This is a genomic window from Acidovorax cavernicola (assembly GCF_003581445.1).
Genome location: NZ_QXMN01000056.1, coordinates 13,667 through 31,688, shown reverse-complemented (window position 1 = coordinate 31,688; position 18,022 = coordinate 13,667). Strand labels below are relative to the sequence as shown.

General features: G+C 70.0%; 16 protein-coding genes. 15 read left to right on the top strand and 1 reads right to left on the bottom strand.

Annotation, left to right across the window (positions count from 1 at the left end):
- Positions 1-324: 324 nt before the first annotated feature.
- The 11 genes from D3H34_RS28235 to D3H34_RS28185 all read left to right on the top strand — a co-directional run bounded on the left by D3H34_RS28235 (position 325) and on the right by D3H34_RS28185 (position 13,469).
- Positions 325-897 carry an RNA polymerase sigma factor gene (locus D3H34_RS28235; protein WP_286186356.1) on the top strand — a complete coding sequence of 191 codons (573 nt, stop codon included), beginning with the start codon at positions 325-327 and terminating at the stop codon, positions 895-897.
- Complete coding sequence (locus D3H34_RS28230) at positions 894-1,889, top strand: FecR family protein (protein ID WP_119557867.1); 996 nt, start codon at positions 894-896, stop codon at positions 1,887-1,889. Before D3H34_RS28235 ends, D3H34_RS28230 begins: the two co-directional genes overlap by 4 nt.
- 74 nt (positions 1,890-1,963) lie before the next feature.
- Positions 1,964-4,480, top strand: coding sequence for a TonB-dependent receptor (locus D3H34_RS28225; protein ID WP_119557866.1), 2,517 nt, complete (start codon positions 1,964-1,966; stop codon positions 4,478-4,480).
- Between the two features lies 1 nt (position 4,481).
- Positions 4,482-5,867: an MFS transporter gene (locus tag D3H34_RS28220; protein ID WP_119557865.1), complete on the top strand. Its 1,386-nt coding sequence runs from the start codon at positions 4,482-4,484 to the stop codon at positions 5,865-5,867.
- A gap of 120 nt (positions 5,868-5,987) precedes the next feature.
- Complete coding sequence (locus tag D3H34_RS28215; protein ID WP_167481288.1) at positions 5,988-7,595, top strand: serine hydrolase domain-containing protein; 1,608 nt, start codon at positions 5,988-5,990, stop codon at positions 7,593-7,595.
- Positions 7,592-9,961 (top strand): alpha/beta fold hydrolase, encoded by a 2,370-nt coding sequence (locus D3H34_RS35015; protein WP_119557863.1) that lies wholly within the window; start codon positions 7,592-7,594, stop codon positions 9,959-9,961. Before D3H34_RS28215 ends, D3H34_RS35015 begins: the two co-directional genes overlap by 4 nt.
- Positions 9,958-11,121: an alanine racemase gene (locus tag D3H34_RS28205; protein ID WP_119557862.1), complete on the top strand. Its 1,164-nt coding sequence runs from the start codon at positions 9,958-9,960 to the stop codon at positions 11,119-11,121. The genes D3H34_RS35015 and D3H34_RS28205 overlap by 4 nt, the downstream gene beginning before the upstream one ends.
- 69 nt (positions 11,122-11,190) lie before the next feature.
- Positions 11,191-12,057: a MotA/TolQ/ExbB proton channel family protein gene (locus D3H34_RS28200; RefSeq protein WP_119557861.1), complete on the top strand. Its 867-nt coding sequence runs from the start codon at positions 11,191-11,193 to the stop codon at positions 12,055-12,057.
- A gap of 28 nt (positions 12,058-12,085) precedes the next feature.
- The gene (locus D3H34_RS28195) at positions 12,086-12,514 is read left to right on the top strand and encodes an ExbD/TolR family protein (RefSeq protein ID WP_119557860.1); all 429 of its coding nucleotides are present in this window, start codon (positions 12,086-12,088) and stop codon (positions 12,512-12,514) included.
- Positions 12,515-12,552: 38 nt separating this feature from the next.
- Positions 12,553-12,990, top strand: a complete 438-nt coding sequence (locus D3H34_RS28190) for an ExbD/TolR family protein (protein ID WP_119557859.1) — start codon at positions 12,553-12,555, stop codon at positions 12,988-12,990.
- Complete coding sequence (locus D3H34_RS28185) at positions 12,987-13,469, top strand: hypothetical protein (RefSeq protein ID WP_119557858.1); 483 nt, start codon at positions 12,987-12,989, stop codon at positions 13,467-13,469. The genes D3H34_RS28190 and D3H34_RS28185 overlap by 4 nt, the downstream gene beginning before the upstream one ends.
- A 25-nt stretch (positions 13,470-13,494) precedes the next feature.
- Here the strand turns inward: D3H34_RS28185 and D3H34_RS28180 are convergent, their stop codons facing one another.
- Positions 13,495-13,977, bottom strand: coding sequence for a helix-turn-helix transcriptional regulator (locus D3H34_RS28180; protein WP_119557857.1), 483 nt, complete (start codon positions 13,975-13,977; stop codon positions 13,495-13,497).
- Positions 13,978-14,121: 144 nt separating this feature from the next.
- Here D3H34_RS28180 and D3H34_RS28175 point away from each other — a divergent pair, with 144 nt between their 5' ends.
- From D3H34_RS28175 to ccoS, 4 genes are all read left to right on the top strand, one after another.
- Positions 14,122-15,183 carry a class I SAM-dependent methyltransferase gene (locus tag D3H34_RS28175; protein WP_119557856.1) on the top strand — a complete coding sequence of 354 codons (1,062 nt, stop codon included), beginning with the start codon at positions 14,122-14,124 and terminating at the stop codon, positions 15,181-15,183.
- 19 nt (positions 15,184-15,202) lie between these two features.
- The gene (locus D3H34_RS28170) at positions 15,203-15,424 is read left to right on the top strand and encodes a DUF1059 domain-containing protein (protein ID WP_119557855.1); all 222 of its coding nucleotides are present in this window, start codon (positions 15,203-15,205) and stop codon (positions 15,422-15,424) included.
- Between the two features lie 82 nt (positions 15,425-15,506).
- Positions 15,507-17,834, top strand: coding sequence for a heavy metal translocating P-type ATPase (locus tag D3H34_RS28165; RefSeq protein WP_119557854.1), 2,328 nt, complete (start codon positions 15,507-15,509; stop codon positions 17,832-17,834).
- The gene (gene ccoS / locus D3H34_RS28160) at positions 17,834-17,971 is read left to right on the top strand and encodes a cbb3-type cytochrome oxidase assembly protein CcoS (RefSeq protein WP_062481719.1); all 138 of its coding nucleotides are present in this window, start codon (positions 17,834-17,836) and stop codon (positions 17,969-17,971) included. Before D3H34_RS28165 ends, ccoS begins: the two co-directional genes overlap by 1 nt.
- Positions 17,972-18,022 lie beyond the last annotated feature (51 nt).

Below are 18,022 nucleotides of genomic sequence, written 5' to 3'. Positions count from 1 at the left end.
TGTGATGAAGAGCGCGAGGAGGGTGGGGGGCTGCCTCCGGATTCGAATCATGTCGTTCTGTGTTTCCGCGAATTGGTTTTTCTTCTGCCCCCGGTGAGACGAGTTCGGGCGCACTTTCCGGTAACGGGGCAAGGGGGAAAAGCCCTTGGACTCGCCCTTCTAGAATTCCGCCGACCGCCGCCGGGGAGGGAAATTCGAAGAAATTTCACCGGCGGGCCTTTGCGCGATACCGGAAAAATTCGGGCCGTTCGTCTCACTGTCTGTCGCCAATCCCGGCGACATGCCGTCCTTTCGTTTCGGCCCTTCAATTTCCAGGAGCGCTTTGTGGTTCTCAGTGACTTGGACGCCTGGTTCGTCAGCGAGGTGCTGCCGATGGAAGCTGCGCTCACGCGCTTTCTTCGCCGCAACTGGCGCGACGACGCCGAAGTGCCCGACCTGCGACAGGACGTCTACGTGCGCATCTACGAGTCCGCCGCCAAATCCATGCCCGACCAGGTCAAGCCCTTCGTCTTCGCCACCGCGCGCAACCTGCTGATCGACCGCGCCCGGCGCGCGCAGATCGTTTCCATCGAGATCATTGCGGACCTCGACGCGCTCGATTTCTCGGCCGACGAACTCACGCCCGAACGCCACGCCGCCGGCCGGGGCGAGCTGCGGCTTTTGCAATCGGCGCTCGACGCGCTGCCGTCCAAGTGCCGCCGCGTGGTCGAGATGCGCAAGATCGACGGCCTCTCGCAGCGCGAGGTCGCCACGCAGCTGGGCATCACCGAGGACACGGTCGAACGGCAGGTGTCGCGCGGCGTGCGCGCCCTGGCCGACGCCCTGCTGTCCGACGGCGTGCAGCTGGACACCAAGGCCTTCGGGCGAGCGCAGAACGAGCGGAGGCTTTCGACATGAGCGACGCCCAGCGCATTGAATCTCTTGCAGCCGACTGGCTGGCCCGCCGCGACAGCGGCCAATGGACCGACACCGACCAGCAGCAGCTGGACGCCTGGATCGCCGCCTCCATCGCCCACCGCGTGGCGTGGCTGCGGCTGTCCAGCGCCTGGGAGCGTGGCGACCGGCTGGGCGCACTGCGCACGCCGGCGATCCCGATTCCCGCGCCGGCTCCCGCACCCGCACCGCAGCCGGCACGTCCGCCGGCGCGCCTGTCGCGGTTCTCGCTGCAGCGCATCGCCGCCGGCGTGCTGGTGGCCGCCGCCGGCACCGCCTGGCTCGGCTGGCAGTACACGCAGGAAGCGCGCGGCCAGCACTACGCCACGGCCGTGGGCGCGCGCCAGTCGGTGGCGCTGTCCGACGGATCGAAGCTCACGCTGAACACTGCCACGCAGGTGCGCACGGCGGTGAACGAGAGCGGGCGCAAGGTGTGGCTGGACGCGGGCGAGGCCTACTTCGACATCGCGCACGACAAGGTCCACCCCTTCGTCGTGATGGCGGGCGACCGCCGCATCACCGTGCTGGGCACGCGCTTCGTCGTGCGGCGCCAGGGCGAGCAGGTGAACGTGACGGTGGAAGAAGGGCGCGTGCAGATCGCCGCGGCCAAACCCGATGCCAAGAGCACCGAGCCCACCGTGCTCACGCGCAACCAGGCGGCCGTCACGCATGCCGACAACGTGCTCGTGATGTCGAAGGCGCCCAAGCAGGTCGACGACGAACTGAGCTGGCGCGAAGGCAAGCTCGTGTTCGACCAGACCACGCTGGGCGACGCGGCCGCGCAGTTCAACCGCTACAACACGCGCAAGCTGGTGATCGCCGATCCGGCCATCGCGCAGGTGCGCATCGGCGGCAGCTTCGATGCGAACAACATGAGCGGCTTCGTGGCGCTGCTCAAGCAGGGCTTCGGCCTTGCCGTGCACGAGAGCGGCAACGAAATCAGAATTTCGAGTTAGCAAATTACCGGAATGTGACGGGGCATTCGTCTCAGTGGGTATCCAAACAAATAACCACGCTGGAGACACACACAATGAATCGCATCGCGCACCGCCTTCGTCTGCCGTCCTTGAGAAAGAAGCGAACGTACGGGGCCGCGTTGCGGCCCTGGATGATCGGCGGCGCCTGGGCGCTGGCCAGCGGTCTGTCCGTTCACGCGCAGGCGCAGGCACAGACCTCGGCAGCCACCCAGGCGCAGAGTTTCGATGTGAGCGGCGGCGACCTGAAGACCGCGCTCGACGCCTACATCGCGCAGGGCGGTGTGCAGCTGCTCTACAAGGTCGACGATGTGAAGGGCGTGGCCACGCATGGCGTGAAGGGTGTGCTCTCGCCGCAGGAAGCGCTGGCGCGGCTGCTCGAAGGCACGCCGCTGCGCACGCGCCGCGGTGACGACGGTGCCATCGTGATCTACACGGCCACTGCTGCGAAGCCGCAGGTCGAGGAAGCGCCGCAGTCACTCGACAGCGTCACCATCTCGGCCACGCGCCGCCGCGAACCGGTGCGCGAGATTCCGATGCAGGTCAACGTGATGAAGGCGCAGACGCTGGAACGCGCGGGCGCCAGAACCCTGGCCGACTATGTGGCCGAGCAGCCGGGCGTGAACCTCACCAGCAGCGGCAGCGTGGGCGGCACGCTCACCATGCGCGGGCTGACCACCGGCCCGGTGCAGGGCATCGCGACCGTGGGCGTGTACGTGGACGACGTGGCCACCGGCCTGAGCTCAGCCGGCGCAAGCGGCGGCAACACGCCGCTGGACATGGGCATGCTCGACCTGAGCCACATCGAGGTGCTGCGCGGCCCACAGGGCACGCTGTACGGCGCTGGCGCCATGAGCGGCGTGCTCAAGTACGTGACCAACCAGCCTGACACCATGGAGTTCGCGGGCTCGGTGAAACTCGGCACCTCGTGGACCCAGAGCGGCGGCCCGGGCTTCACGACCGGCGCGGTGCTCAACGTGCCGCTCAAGGAAGACGTGGCGGCCATTCGCTTCGCCGCCTTCACCGACCAGGTCGGCGGCAGCTACGACGCCACGGGCCCGGCGCGCGGACGCAACATCGACCGCGGCCACACCGATGGCGGCCGGGTCTCGCTGCTGCTCACGCCCACGCGCGAACTCACGGTGCGCCTCACGGGCACCGTGCAGGACGTGCATCGCAAGGGCCTGGGCTTCGAGGACATGGACAAGCGGACCCTGCGCCCCTGGGACCGGGAGCGCACGCGGCAGCTGTCGGCCAACGAGTCGTACAGCAACCTCACGCAGCTGTTCGGCCTCGATGTGGAATACGACTTCGGCTGGGCCCGCCTGAACTCGATCACCTCCGCGCAGGACGTGAAGATCAACAACACCGTCGACGTCACCGGCCGCTACGGACTGATGCTGAGCGCGCTGCGCCTGCCGGTGGCCTCTGTGCCGGTGAACAGCACCGTGGAGCAGCACCGCGTCAGCCAGGAATTCCGCCTGACCTCGCGCTCGGGCACCACCATCGAGTGGCTGGCCGGCATCTACCTGAACCGCGAACGCGGCAGCAACAATGGCGTCATGGACGCCAACCTGATCGGGGGGCGCAGCCTCGGCCTGCTGACGTCGACGCAGTCCTCGCGCTACCGCGAAGAGGCGGCCTATGGCGACGTCACCTGGAACGTGACGCCCAAGTTCTCGCTCACCGGCGGCCTGCGCCTGGCGCGCAACAACCAGAAGTACGACAGCCGCCAGACCGGTCAGCTCGTCGGTTCGGTCGCCGCCAATGCCGCCGGCACCTCGTCGGAAACCCCGACCACCTACCTGGCCGCGGCCAAGTACACGCTGTCGGAGACGAGCACCGTGTACTTCCGCGCGGCCAGCGGCTACCGTCCCGGTGGTCCCAACGTGCTGAAGCCCGACACCGACCGCAACGTGGTGCAGCCGATGTACAACTCCGACTCGCTGTGGAGCTACGAGCTGGGCTACAAGGCCGACCTGCTGGACCGCACGCTGTCGCTGGAAGCGGCGCTGTACGACATCGAGTGGAAAGGCGTGCAACAGCCCACGCGCAGCGGCGCCTTCGTGTTCGTCACCAACGCGGGCGCGGCTCGCATCAAAGGCAGCGAGCTCACGCTCAACTGGAAGCCCAGCAAGGAATGGCGCTTCACCGCCAATGCCGCGGCCGTCGATGCGCGCCTGACCGAGGACGCCAAGGGCCTGGACGCCAAGGCTGGCGCGCGGCTGCCCCACACGCCGCGCTTTGCGGCCACGCTGGGCGTGACGCGCAACTTCAGCATCGCCGACTACCCGGCCTACGTCGGCATCAGCGCGCGCTACACCGGCAAGCGCGACGCGGGCTACCGCGGCAGCACGGCCATTCCGAGCATCACCATGCCGGCCTACACGCTGGTCGACCTGCAGGCGGGCATCGACTTCAAGACCTTCAGCGTCTCGGCCTACGTGCGCAACCTGACGAACAAGCGCGGCATCGTGTCGATCGAAACAGGACTCAACGCGAACCCGAACCTGGTGACTGCGGCGCTCGTACCCGCGCGCACCATCGGCGTGAACGTCAACGTCCCGTTCTGACATGTCGGGCCTCCCACCGTTCGCGGCACCGATGCCGCTGGATGCGGCCGCCCCTGCGGCCCTGGAAACGACCCGCAAGGCGCCCACCAGCGCCTGGTATGCGCTGGCGGTGCTCATCATCGCGACGGTGCTGGGGTCGATCGACAAGGTCATCCTCACGCTGCTGACGGAGCCGATCCGCCAGACGCTGTCGCTCACCGACACGCAGATCGGGCTGCTGCAGGGCGCGGGCATCGTGCTGTTCACCGGCATCGCCACCTTGCCGCTGGGCTGGCTCAGCGACCGCTATGACCGGCGCGTGGTGCTTGCCGCCTGCGTGGTGCTGTGGAGCGCCGCCACCGCCATGCGCGGCACCGCCATGGACTACGGCGTGCTGTTCGTCGCCTCCGTCGGCCTGGGCGTGGGCGAGGCCGGCCTCACGCCCATCACCAACAGCATGATCCCCGACCTGTTCCCGCGCGCGCAGCGGGTGCTGGCCAACGCGGTGTTCGCGCTGTCGGCCATCTTCGGCAGCGCGCTGGGCGCGCTGCTGGGCGGCACGATCGTGCACCTGACGGACGACCTGCGGCCCTGGCTGCCCGTGTCGATGCAGCAGCTCGAAGCCTGGCGCCTGACCTTCTTCGTGCTGGCCGCCGCAGGCATTCCGGTGGTGCTGCTGGTGCTGTCGATCCGGCGCACCCCGCGCGTTGGCGTGCCGGCCGCGAAGCCCGGCGCACCGGCCGCCGTGGCGACGGGTGCCACGACCTTGCGTGCCCACCTGCGCGAGCACTGGCGCACCTTCGCGGGCCTGGTGATCGGCGTGGGCCTGACCAGCGTGGGCCTGAGTTCGCTCGGTACCTGGCTGCCGATCGTCACGGCGCGCACCTACGGCATCACGCCGGTGCAGATGGGGCAGGGCATGGGCCTGGCCTTCCTGTGCGGCACGGTGGCCGGCGGTCTGCTGGGCGTGGGGGCGATGCGCTACCTGCAGCCGCGCATGGGCCCGGCCGCGGCGCTGCGCCTGATCATGCTGTGCAACTTCACGGCCGCGCTGCTGTCGACGCTGCTGCTGTTCACGCGTTCGGCGAACCACAACTTCATGCTGCTGGGGCTGCTGGTGGTGCCGCTCATCGGCAGCGCGGTGCTGCTGCCCAACGTGCTGCAGGACGCCGCGCCGGCGCACCTGCGGGCCCGCACCATCGCGATGCTCACGATGGCCAGCCTGCCCTTCGGCGTGGTCGGGCCGCTGGTGGTCGGCATGTTGTCGGACGCCCTCAAGTCGGTGCCCAACGGGCTGGCCGTGGCCATCGTCGCGACCACGCTGGTCGGCGGCGCGCTGGGTGCCATGGTGCTGCGCGCCACCGAAGGCCCGTTCGTGCGCCTGATGCGCGCGGCGCAGCCGACCTGATCTTCTTTCCCGATCCCTCTGTCGTTCCCACCTTCCATCGTTCACCGCTCCCCCATGTCACAACCCCGACCTTCAGCTTCACTGCCTGACACAGCCTCCGCACTGGCCGCCATCGACGCAATGGTGGCCCCCCTCAACCGCAGCGACGCGCCCGGCCTGGTGCTGGGCATCGCGCAGCACGGCAAGCTGCTGTACCGCCGCGCCGTCGGCATGGCCAGCCTGGAGATGGGCGTGGCCCTCACGCCGACCACGCGCATGCGCATCGCTTCCACCAGCAAGCACTTCACGGCCATGGCCGTGCTGCTGCTGGCCGAAGACGGCCTGCTCGATGTGGAAGACCCGGTGCAGAAGTACCTGCCCGAGCTGCCGCAACTGAGTGCCAACGGCCCCACGCTGCGCCACCTGCTCACGCACACCAGCGGCTGGCGCGGCCACGACGAGCTGTGGGCCATCGCGCACGGCCTCACGTTCACCTTGCCCGGCCCGGGCCTGCCCGCCATGGCGCGCCAGAGCGAGCTGAACTTCGAGCCCGGAACGCACATGGTCTACAGCAACGGCGGCTACTTCCTGCTGGCGAAGATCGTCGAGCGCGTGAGCGGCCAGAGCTTCAACGACTTCCTGAAGGCGCGCCTGTTCGGCCCGCTGGGCATGCGCGACACGTTGTCGGTGCAGACCGACCTCGACGTGGTCCCGGGCCTGGCCGGCCTGTACATGCCCGCGCCCGGCGGCGGCTGGCGCCGCGGCCTGTACCCGTGCGAACTCGACGGCGGCGGCTCGCTGGTGTCGACGGCGGACGACATGCTGCGCTGGCTCGCACACATGCACGGCAGCGAGAAGATCGTGGGCAGCGCGAAGAGCTGGGCCCTGCTGTCCGAACCCACCACGCTGTCGTCGGGCTCGAAGGTGGACTACGGCTTCGGCCTGGCGCGCCATCCGTACCGCGGCGTGGAGATCGTCCACCACGCGGGCGCGGTGCTCGGCGCGCAGTCGCAGATGATCAGCGTGCCCAGCCACGGGCTGGACATCATCGCCATGGTGAACGGCGCGCCGGTGTCGCCGTCGGCCCTGGCCCTCAAGGTGATCGAGCTGCTGCTGGGCGACGCGCTGGCGCCGCCCGACGTGCGCCCGCTGGCCAGTGCCTTCCCCGCGCTGGTCGGCCAGCGCTACCACGCACCGTCCACCGGCAGCCTGCTGGGCTTTGCGGACACAGCCGGCAAGCTGGCGATGTCGTGGCAGGCCGGCGAGCCGAGGCCGTTGAACCAGGGCGACGGCAAGCTGTGGCTGGGCCTGCAGGACCTGCCGACGAACGACCTCGTGATCGACGCCGCCGACCTCGATCCGCAGCGCGCACCCGACGCACTCGTGCTGCACGAAGGCGGCCAGCCGCGCCGCTTCGAGCGCCTGCCCGAGACGGCGCCCGATGCCGTGTCGTTGGCCGAACACCTGTGCGGCGACTACACCAGCCCCGACCTGGACGCCACCGCACAGATGGCGCTGGTCGACGGCCGGTTGCAGCTCACGGTGCAGGGTCGCCACGGCCAGCACGTGTGCGTGCTGACGCCCCTGTCGGCCGACGTGATGACGCTCGCCTCGGTCGATCCGGTGCTGGCCCAGCTGGGCAAATCGATTCTCAACGTGGAGCGCAAGGCGGGCCGGGTCGTGGGACTGCGGCTGGACACGACGCGCTCGCGAAACATCCACCTTGCCCGCCAGGAGCCCTGCGCATGAAATTCTTCACCACCCTGTTCGCCACCGAAACCAACACCTTCGTCTCGGCCCCCACCGGCCTGGGCAGCTACGAGGAATACGGCATCTTCCGCGGCGATGCCAGCACGCGCGACGCGACCGGCTACGGCCTGTACGCGGTCGAGGTGCGCAAGCAGCTGGCCGCCAAGGGCCACGAGACCGTCGAGAGCCTGCTGGCCTTCGCGCAGCCGCTGGGGCGTACCGTGCGCAGCGTGTACGAGCGCCTGCGCGACGAGATCCTGGCCGACCTGCGCGACGCGGGCCCGGTCGACGGCGTGATCCTCGTGCTGCACGGCGCGATGGTGGCCGAGGGCTACGACGACTGCGAAGGCGACGTGATCTCGCGCGTGCGCGAGATCGTCGGACCCGGCGTGCCCATCGGCGTGTCGCTCGACCTGCACTGCCACTTCACGCAGAAGATGCTGGACGGGGCGGACACCATCATTTGCTACAAGGAATATCCGCACACCGATGCCTTCGAACGGCTGACCGAACTCATCCGCATCGTGGTCGACACCGCCGAAGGCCGCGTGCGCCCCGTGACAGCCGTGCACGACTGCCGCATGGTCGGCAAGTGGCACACCACGCGCGAGCCCATGGCCGGCTTCGTGCGCCGCATGCAGGCCGCCGAACAGCTGCCGGGCGTGCTCTCGGTGTCGCTGGGCCATGGCTTCCCGTGGGCCGACGTGCCCGAGTCGGGCGCCAAGCTCTGGGTGGTGACGGACAACGACCCCGCGCTGGCCGCGAAGCTCGCCGAAGAACTGGGCCGCGCCTTCTGGGACCTGCGCCACGAGACCGCCGTGCCCTCGCTGTCCATCGAGGAGACGCTGGAGCGGGCCATGGCCACGCCGGGCGGCCCGGTCGTCATTGCCGACACCGCCGACAACCCCGGCGGCGGCGCCACCAGCGACAGCACCTTCATGCTGCACGCGGTGGTCGAGCGCGGCATCGGCAACGTGGCCTTCGGCGGCGTGTGGGACCTGGGCGCTGTCCAGCTGTGCCGCGATGCGGGCGTGGGCGCGAGCTTCGAGCTGCGCCTGGGCGGCAAGTGCGGTCCGGCCTCGGGCGACCCGATCGACCTGCACGTGACCGTGAAGAACGTGGTGGAAGCGCATTCGCAAGGCGGCCTCTCGGGCGTGCGCACGCCCATGGGACCGTGCGTGTGGGTGCAGGCGGCGAACGGCGTGGACATCGTGCTCATCAGCAAGCGCAACCAGGTCATCGGCGCCGACCTCTTCACGGGCCTGGGCATCGACCTCACGGCCAAGAAGCTGGTCATCGTGAAGTCGGCGCAGCACTTCCATGCGGAGTTCGGACCGCTTGCCAAGTCGGTGCTGTATGTGTCGACGCCGGCGTCGCTGAGCACCGACTTCGCCAACCTGCCGTACCGCGTGCGCGACCTCGACTACTGGCCGCGCGTGGAGCAGCCCGGCCGGCCGCACCACATGGCCGCGCCCGGCGAGCTCTACACCGTCGATGGCCGCAAGATGCACCTGCAGCGCAGCGGCCCCGCGCCCGCCAGCGCCACGCAGCCCACGATCGTCATCGAGGCCGGCGGCGGTTGCGCCTCGCCGACCTATGCGCGGCTGCAGCAGGCACTGTCTGCGAAGTACCCGGTGATCGCCTACGACCGTGCCGGCATGGGCTGGAGCGAGGCCGACGATGCGCCCTTCGACGGCGAGCGCACCGCGCACCGCCTGCACGGGTTGCTCGAAGCGGCCGGCGTGACGGGCCCGATCGTGCTGGTCGGCCATTCGCTCGGCGGTCTGCTGAACCGCATCTACACGGGCCTGTATCCGCAGCAGGTGGCCGGCGTCGTGATGCTCGATGCGAGCCACCCCGACCAGTTCGCGATGTACGAGCACCCGCCCGAATCGGTGTTCGCTGCGGAGCGGGTGAAGCGCGCGGACTTTCAGGCCGGCGGCAAGCCGCCGCCGGAACAAGCGCCCATCGAGCTCCTGTTCGCCGATCTGCCACAGGTGATTCGCCAACTGAAGGCCCTCTACACGCCCGAGGCCCTCGACACCACGCTGGCCGAGGTGCGCGGCCTGCCGCATGTCGCGCGCCAGGCCGGCGCCTCGCCCGACCTGGGTTCGCGTCCGCTCGCCGTGCTGTGGGCGAAGCAGCCGCAGGCACTGCCGCCCGGCGCCGACCCGGCGATCGCCGACGTGCAGAAGCGCTGGCCAGAGTTCCAGGAGGCACATGCCGCGCTGTCGACGCAACGCCGCCTGGTGTGCATCGACGGGGCCGAGCACATGACGATGGTGCTGCTGCCGCCCCTCGTGCAGCGCGTGGCCGAGGAGATCGACGGCCTGATGGTGCAGATCGCGTCCGGAACCCGCCGATGACGTCCCTGGCCGAACTGACCACGCCCGCGCTGCTGCTCGACGTCGGCGTGCTCGAACGCAACTGCGAGGCGATGGCGCAGCGCGCCGCGCGCCACGGCGTGGCGCTGCGACCGCACCTGAAGACGGCCAAGTCGGCGGACGTGGCGCGGCGCGCCACGCGCGGCCACAGCGGCGCGGTCACGGTGTCCACCGTGGCCGAGGCCGGCTACTTCGCGCGCCACGGCTTCACGGACCTGACCTACGCCGTGGGCATCGACGCCCGCAAGATCGCGGCGCTGCATGACATCGAGCGCGCGAACGGCGCGCGCGTGACGTTGCTCGTCGATTCCATCGAGGCCGTGCAGGCGGCCGGCGCCCGCGCGCGCGAACTGGGCGCCAGTTTCCGCGTGCTCATCGAGATCGACACCGGCGGTGGCCGCGGCGGCGTGGGCCCGCGCGACGACGCCCTGCTGTCGCTTGCGCGCGAAGTGCAGCGCAGCGAATCGCTGACGCTGGCCGGCGTGCTCACCCACGCGGGCCACAGCTACCACGTGCAGGGCGGCACGGCGATCCGCGCCATCGCCGAAGCCGAGCGCGCCGGTGCCGTGCACGCGGCCGAACGGCTGCGCGCGGTCGGCATCCCGGTCGAGGTGGTGAGCGTGGGCTCCACACCCACGGCCGTGTGCGCGCAGTCGCTCGAAGGCGTGACCGAGATGCGCCCCGGCGTCTACACCTTCTTCGACCTCGACCAGGTGGCACGCGGCATCTGCGGCGTGGAAGACATCGCGCTGTCGGTGCTGGCCACCGTGATCGGCCACAACCCGCGCTCACGCCGCGTGCTGATCGACGCCGGTGCGCTTGCGCTGTCGAAAGACCAGTCGGCGGCCGAGTTCCGCAGCGGCCTGGGCTTCGGGCTGGTGTGCCAGGCCGGCGGCACCGTGCCGCTGCCCGGGCTGTGCGTGGCGGAGCTGCACCAGGAGCACGGCCTCATCGCCTGTGAAGGTGACGAGGACGCACAAGCCATGTTCCGCGCGCTGCCCGTCGGCAGCCGCGTGCGCGTGCTGCCGCATCACGCCTGCATGACGGCCGCCCCCTACGACCGCTACCACGTGGTGGAGGGCGCCGGCAGCGGCGTGCAGGCGGTCTGGGGCAAGGCGCGCGGCTGGCATGCCGGCGTGTGAATGCGTGCGAAAGCGTGTGAGAGCGCCTCGGAGCGCCTGAACGAATCTATTTTTCTGGAGAAGACAACGATGATGAAGACAACCCTCGCGCGGCTGACGGCCATGGCCGCGCCTTTCGTTCTGGCCCTGAGCCTGGGTAGCGCACCGCAACTCGTGGGCGCCCAGACCCCGCCCGCGCCGCAGGCCGCAGCCAGCGCTGCGGCCGCCGTGGCGGCGCCCGAGAAGCCCGCTGCACCTGCCGCCGCACCCACTGCCGCATCGACCACCACGGCCAAGGTCGACAACCCCTACGGCGTCGGCGCGCTGTGGTCGCAAAGCGATGCCGTGGCCAAGGCCGTGCTCGCGATCCTGGCCATCATGTCGATGGGCAGCTGGTACGTGATCGTCACCAAGCTGCTCGAGCAGATGCGCATGGGCCGCCAGGCGCGCGCGGTCGACAACGAGTTCTGGAACGCGGGCACCGTGCAGGCCGGCACCGCGCGGCTGGCCGAGGGCAGCCCGTTCCGCTTCATCGCCGACGCCGGCATGCAGGCCACGCAGAAGCACGACGGCCTGCGCGGCAAGGTCGACTTCGCGGACTTCGTCGACCTGTGCATCCACCGCGCCACCGAGCGCGTGCAGCGCCGGCTGGGCAACGGCATGTCGCTGCTGGCCACCGTGGGGTCGACGGCGCCGTTCGTGGGCCTGTTCGGCACGGTCTGGGGCATCTACCACGCGCTCACTGCCATCGGCGTGGCCGGGCAGGCGTCGATCGACAAGGTGGCCGGCCCGGTGGGCGAGGCGCTCATCATGACCGCCATCGGCCTGGCCGTGGCCGTGCCCGCGGTGCTGGGCTACAACTGGCTCCTGCGCCGCAACATCACCGTGATGGACGACGTGCGCGAGTTCAGCGGCGAGCTGCACTCGGTGATCCTGGCCGGCAGCGCCACCGCCTGACGTCCCGCGCAAACCAGCGGATCACGCCATGGCGATGAACATCCCGGCCTCCGGGGGAGACGAGGAACAGGCCATCGCGGCCATCAACACCACGCCGCTGGTCGACGTGATGCTGGTGCTGCTGATCATCTTTCTCATCACGATCCCGGTGGTCAATTACTCGGTGCCCGTCGCGGTGCCGAAGGAGCGCAACGAAGTGCGCGAGAGCAAGCCCGAGACCGTCGTGATCTCGGTGGACGCGGGCGGGCGCACCTACTGGTACGACACGCCGGTGCGCGATACGCCCGCGCTGGTCGCGCGCCTGACCAAGGTGGCGGCGATGAATCCGCAGCCCGAGGTGCACATCCGCGGCGACTGGCATTCCGACTACGAGCCGGTGGGCCGGATCATCTACGCCTGCCAGGCGGCCGGCATCGCCAAGGTGGGCTTCATCACCGAGCCGCCGGCGCGCAACTGAGACGCGTGAGGCGCGCACACAGCGAGACGAGACAAGCCATGCCAAGAAAAGAGAAACAGGGGCGGCGCGCCAGCGCGCCCTCCGACGAGCCGCTGATGGACATCAACACCACGCCGCTCATCGACGTGATGCTGGTGCTGCTGATCATGCTGATCATCACCATCCCGATCCAGCTGCATTCGGTGAACCTGAACATGCCCACGGGCAACCCGCCGCCCAGCGACCTCAAGCCCGAGGTGCTGCGCATCGACATCGACGCGCTCAGCGTCGTGCAATGGAACGGCGAGCCGCTGGCCGACCGCACGGAGATGGAGCGGCGCTTCGAACAGATCGCCGCGCAGGATGTGCAGCCCGAGGTGCACCTGAGGCCCGACCGGCGCGCGAAGTACGAAGTGGTGGCCGGCGTGATGGCCTCGGCGCAGCGCACGGGCGTGAGCAAGCTGGGGATCGTGGGCGCGGAGCAGTTCATCCCATGAAGCGCTCCCGCAAGGACTTCAACCCCCAGTCGCGCTTCGGGCCCGTGGGCATCGCCGTGATGGTGCTGTTCCACGTCGGCGTGGGCTATGCGCTCGTGTCGGGGCTCGCGCGCCAGACGGTCGAGCTGATCAAGAAACCGATGGACGCGACCATCATCAGCGAGATCAAGCCGCCGGCCGCGCCGCCTGCGCCCCCCGCGCCGCCGGCCCCGCCGAAGGCGACGTCCACCGATATCGCGGTGGCCTGCCCGCGGCAGGTCAAGCCCGAGATGCCGCGCAAGGCGCTGGACGAAGGCATCGGCGGCGTGGTGAAGGCCGAGGTGCGCATCAAGGGCGGCCACGTGCAGGAGGTGCGCTTCCTGTCCGGACCGCGCGTGTACCACTCGGCTGTGCGCGCGGCCGTGATGCGCTACGAGTGCCAGACCACGGGCGACGCGGAGGTGCTGGCGACGCAGGAGTTCGTGTTCCGCATCGAGTAGGGGGGAAGGCGCCGACCTCTCTTCTTCAGACAGGCCGGCCCATGGCGAGCGCGCGCATCACGGCGGCCGTGCGCGTCTCGACGCCCAGCTTCACGTAGACATGTTCCAGGTGCTTGTGCACGGTGCGCGGGCTGATCGTCAGCAGGGCGGCGATCTCGGCGTCGGTCTTGCCGTGCGAGAGCCAGTGCATGACGTCGCCCTCGCGCGGCGTGAGGCCGGCGGGCAGTTGTGCATCGGGCAACGGTGCCGGGTCGCGGCAGGCCAGCCGGTACAGGAAGGCCACCGCCATCGCATGCTCCAGGCCCACGCGCCGGCAGTAGTCGGCCTGCCGGGCGGCGCGGCGGAATTCGCGCCGGCCCGGCGCCTTCGCAATGTGGCGGGGTGTGCGCAGGGTGGTGCGCACGCCCTGCGCGTCGGTGCCGCGATGCCGCACGGGCGAATGCCCGGACTCCAGTTTCTCCAGCAGGCGAAGTGCGCTCGCCCAATCGTTGCGCGACAGGTGCGTCATGGCGTGCCCTTTCACGGTGCGTACGCATTGCTGCGTATGGCGCCTGCATGCATCGAGACGCAGGATGCGCGCAGGCCCCTTGCCGCGAATTCAGTATAGGCACGCAAGGGGCGCGCAAGTCGCCTGCCGACGAAGGGGATACACATGGCCATCGACGAAACACGGCTTAACGCGTTCATGGGTAACTTCGTCCACGACATCGGGGCCGTGATGCATGCAGCCACCATCGTCGTCGGCGATCAGCTGGGCTTGTACAAGGCGCTGGCCGAAGGCCCTTCCACTGCGGAAGCGCTGGCCCGCCGCACCGAGACCGACCCGCGCTACCTGCGCGAATGGCTCTCGGCCCAGGCCGCCAGCGGCTACGTCGAGTACGACCCGAAAGGCGAGCTGTTCTCGCTGACCGAGGAGCAGGCCTTCGCTCTGGCCGAGGAAGGCAGCCCGGCCTTCGTGCCCGGCGCGTTCCAGATCGCCGTGGCGCAGTTCAAGATCATTCCCAAGATGGTCCAGGCCATGCGCACGGGCCTGGGCATTGGGTGGCACGAGCACGATGTGGCCCTGTTCCATGGCACCGAGCGCTTCTTCCGGCCCGGCTACGCGGCTAACCTGGTGAGTCAGTGGATTCCCGCGCTCGAGGGCATCGAGCCGTTGCTGAAACGCGGCGCGCGCGTGGCGGATGTGGGCTGCGGGCACGGTGCATCGACGTTGCTGATGGCGCAGGCCTATCCGGAGTCCAGCTTCGTCGGCTTCGACTACCACGCGCCTTCGATCGAACGCGCCCGCGAAACGGCGCGCAAGGCCGGCGTCGACGATGAGAAGCGCCTGCGCTTCGAGGTCGCGAGCGCCAAGGATTTCCCCGGCGAAGACTATGACCTGGTCGCGGTCTTCGACTGCCTGCACGACATGGGCGATCCCGTCGGCGCGGCGGCGCATGTGCGGCGCACCCTCAAGCCGCAAGGCACGTGGATGATCGTCGAGCCCTTCGCCAACGACCGGCTGGAAGACAACATCAACCCGGTGGGGCGCGTGTTCTATTCGGCCTCGAGCTTCATCTGCACGCCGGCTTCTCGCTCGCAGGAAGTGGGGCTGTGCCTGGGGGCGCAGGCCGGCGAGGCGCGCCTGCGCGACGTTGTCTCGCAGGGCGGCTTCTCGCATTTCCGCCGCGCCAGCGAGACGCCCTTCAACCTGATCTTCGAAGCACGTCCGTGAGGACAATCAAGGAGGCGCCATGTCACGCCAATACATCGACTGCCGCGAGTATCCAAGCACGATGAACTGCAGTGTCGCGCTGTGCGCCGACTCCGAAGGCGAACTGCTCGATGCGGCGGTCCAGCACGCCGTGGCCGTTCACGGCCACACCGACACGCCCGAATTGCGCAAGCAGCTGGCCACCATGTTCAAGGCCGGCACGCCGCCGGTGCAGGTCGAGCCCGCGAAGACGCCTGCCTGAGGGCACCGCGCGGCCCCGGCCGCCGTCACGAACCTTGATGCAGATCAAGCGTCGGCATCGGCAGAGCCCTTAGCCTGCGCCGATGCAAGCTTCCGCCGCGCTCGCTGCGTTTCCGTCCGTTCCATCGTCCGCCGAGGGCGATGCTCGCGCGGACGCCTGGCAGTTGCTCGACGATCCCGCCGAGTGGGCCGCGTTCGGCCGCCCCGTGGGTGGCGACTCAGGCCGCTGGGAATCGCAGGTGGCGGTCGAGGGCATGCACTGCGCGGGCTGCGCTTTCACGGTCGAGGCCGCGCTGTCGCGCGTGCCGGGCGTGACCGAGGTGCAGGTGAACGCCGCCAGCCGGCGTGCGCGCGTCGTATGGTCGGCCGCCGCGACCCGGCCTTCGCGCTGGTTCGAGGCCAGCGCGCGCGCGGGCTACCCGTTGCTGCCGGCCGGCAGCCGCACCGCGCGCGAGACGCGCTCGCGCGAACTGCGCATGGCGCTGTGGCGCTGGCTGGTCGCGGGCTTCTGCATGATGCAGGTGATGATGTACGCCTACCCGGCGTACGTCGCGCGCCCCGGCGACATGACGGCCGACGCGGCGCAGCTGCTGCGCTGGGCCTCGTGGGTGCTCACGCTGCCGGTCGTGCTGTTCTCGTGCGGGCCGTTCTTTCGCAGCGCGTGGCGCGACCTGCGCATCGGCCGCATCGGTATGGACCTGCCTGTGACCTTCGGCGTGGTCATCACCTTCGTGGTCAGCACGGCCGCCACCTTCGACCCCACGGGGCCGCTGGGGCACGAGGTCTATTTCGATTCGCTGACGATGTTCGTCTTCTTCCTGCTCACCGGCCGCTGGCTGGAGGCGCGGCTGCGCGACCGCACGGCCGGTGCGCTCGAAGCGCTGATGCACCGGCTGCCCGACAGCGTCGAGCGCCTCGGACCTGAGGGTGAGTGGGTCCGCGTGGCGGTGCGCCGGCTCGCGGCGGGCGACGTGGTGCGCGTGCGCCCCGGCGAAGCCTTCCCGGCCGACGGCACGGTGATCGACGGCGACACCACCGCCGACGAGGCACTGCTCACCGGCGAATCGCGCCCCGTGCCGCGCCCCTGCGGCGACCGCGTGCTCGCGGGCAGCCACAACCTCTCGGCCGTCGTGCAGGTGCGCATCACCTCGGTGGGCGAAGACACGCGTTTCGCGCAGATCGTGCGGCTGATGGAAAACGCCGCGCTCGACAAGCCGCGCCTGGCCTGGCTGGCCGACCGCGTGGCACGGCCTTTTCTCCTCGCGGTGCTGGCCTGCGCGGTCGGCGCGGGCGCGCTGTGGTGGTCGGTCGATCCGGGCAAGGCGTTGATGGTCGCGGTGGCGGTGCTGATCGTCACCTGCCCGTGCGCGCTCTCGCTCGCCACGCCGGCCGCGATGCTCGCGAGCGCCGGCGCCCTGGCGCGCGGCGGTGTGCTCACCTCGAACCTGCAGGCGATGGAGGCGCTCGCCAGCGTCGACACCGTGGTGTTCGACAAGACCGGCACGCTCACGGGCGGTACGCCGCGCCTGGAGCGCGTGTACTGCCGACAGGGCCTGCGACCCGGTGATGCGCTGGAGATCGGTGCGGCGCTCGCGGCGCTGTCGCTGCATCCGGCCGCGCGCGCGATCGTGAATGCATGGCGGGCGCAGTTCCGCGCGCCGCCGGGCTGGCGGGTCTCCGATCTGCGGGAGACGGCGGGGCAGGGCGTGGCCGCCTTCCTGCGTCGCGGCGAGAACGATGAAGGCGGGCGCCTCGTGCGCCTGGGCTCGGCATCTTTCTGCGCGGTGCCGCCGCTGGAGGTGGACGCGGCGCAGATCCACCTGAGCGACGCCGAGGGCTGGATCGCCAGCTTCGTGCTCGCCGAGGAACTGCGCCCCGATGCCGCGCAGACCGTGGCCGCGCTGGAGGCGCAGGGGCTGTCGGTGCGCCTGCTGTCGGGCGACCGCGAGAACGCCGCACGCGCCATCGGCGCGCAGGCCGGCATCGCGGCGGTGCAGGGCGACTGCGCACCCGAGGACAAGCTCGAGGTGCTGTGGAAACTACAGGCCGCCGGGCGCGAGGTGGCGATGGTCGGCGACGGCCTGAACGACGGCCCGAGCCTGGCGCGCGCCAATGCCTCGTTCGCCTTCGGGCAGGCCGTGCCGCTGTCGCGCGCGCGGGCCGATTTCGTGGTGCTCGGCGATGCGCTGCAGGCCATTCCCGCCGCCATCGCGCAGGCGCGCCGCACCTTGCGCGTGGTGCGCCAGAACCTGTTCTGGGCCGCCGCCTACAACGCGCTGTGCGTGCCGTTGGCGGTGGTCGGCTGGCTGCCGCCGTGGCTCGCAGGGCTGGGCATGGCGGGCAGCTCGCTGCTCGTGGTGCTCAACGCCGCGCGACTGGCTGCGCCCGCGAAGAAAGCGGCGGTGGTCTGATGGACGTGCTGTTCCTGCTCGTGCCGCTGTCGGTGGTGCTCGTGCTCGCGATTCTGGGTGGGCTCTGGTGGGCCATCGAGCGCGGCCAGTTCGAGGACATCGAGGTCGAAGGCGACCGGATTCTGAACAACGACTGATGCCTTGATCTGAATCAAGCCCGGGCAGCAATTGCGCGGGGACACTGCCCG

Excerpts from the sequence above, each read along its gene's own strand:
- D3H34_RS28195 (WP_119557860.1), top strand. The coding sequence starts at position 12,086 with ATGGCGATGAACATCCCGGCCTCCGGGGGAGACGAGGAACAGGCCATC.
- D3H34_RS28170 (WP_119557855.1), top strand. The coding sequence starts at position 15,203 with ATGTCACGCCAATACATCGACTGCCGCGAGTATCCAAGCACGATGAAC.
- D3H34_RS28205 (WP_119557862.1), top strand. The coding sequence starts at position 9,958 with ATGACGTCCCTGGCCGAACTGACCACGCCCGCGCTGCTGCTCGACGTC.
- D3H34_RS28165 (WP_119557854.1), top strand. The coding sequence starts at position 15,507 with ATGCAAGCTTCCGCCGCGCTCGCTGCGTTTCCGTCCGTTCCATCGTCC.
- D3H34_RS28220 (WP_119557865.1), top strand. The coding sequence starts at position 4,482 with ATGTCGGGCCTCCCACCGTTCGCGGCACCGATGCCGCTGGATGCGGCC.
- D3H34_RS28180 (WP_119557857.1), bottom strand. The coding sequence starts at position 13,977 with ATGACGCACCTGTCGCGCAACGATTGGGCGAGCGCACTTCGCCTGCTG.
- D3H34_RS28200 (WP_119557861.1), top strand. The coding sequence starts at position 11,191 with ATGATGAAGACAACCCTCGCGCGGCTGACGGCCATGGCCGCGCCTTTC.
- ccoS (WP_062481719.1), top strand. The coding sequence starts at position 17,834 with ATGGACGTGCTGTTCCTGCTCGTGCCGCTGTCGGTGGTGCTCGTGCTC.
- D3H34_RS28225 (WP_119557866.1), top strand. The coding sequence starts at position 1,964 with ATGAATCGCATCGCGCACCGCCTTCGTCTGCCGTCCTTGAGAAAGAAG.
- D3H34_RS28175 (WP_119557856.1), top strand. The coding sequence starts at position 14,122 with ATGGCCATCGACGAAACACGGCTTAACGCGTTCATGGGTAACTTCGTC.
- D3H34_RS28215 (WP_167481288.1), top strand. The coding sequence starts at position 5,988 with ATGGTGGCCCCCCTCAACCGCAGCGACGCGCCCGGCCTGGTGCTGGGC.
- D3H34_RS35015 (WP_119557863.1), top strand. The coding sequence starts at position 7,592 with ATGAAATTCTTCACCACCCTGTTCGCCACCGAAACCAACACCTTCGTC.
- D3H34_RS28185 (WP_119557858.1), top strand. The coding sequence starts at position 12,987 with ATGAAGCGCTCCCGCAAGGACTTCAACCCCCAGTCGCGCTTCGGGCCC.
- D3H34_RS28230 (WP_119557867.1), top strand. The coding sequence starts at position 894 with ATGAGCGACGCCCAGCGCATTGAATCTCTTGCAGCCGACTGGCTGGCC.
- D3H34_RS28190 (WP_119557859.1), top strand. The coding sequence starts at position 12,553 with ATGCCAAGAAAAGAGAAACAGGGGCGGCGCGCCAGCGCGCCCTCCGAC.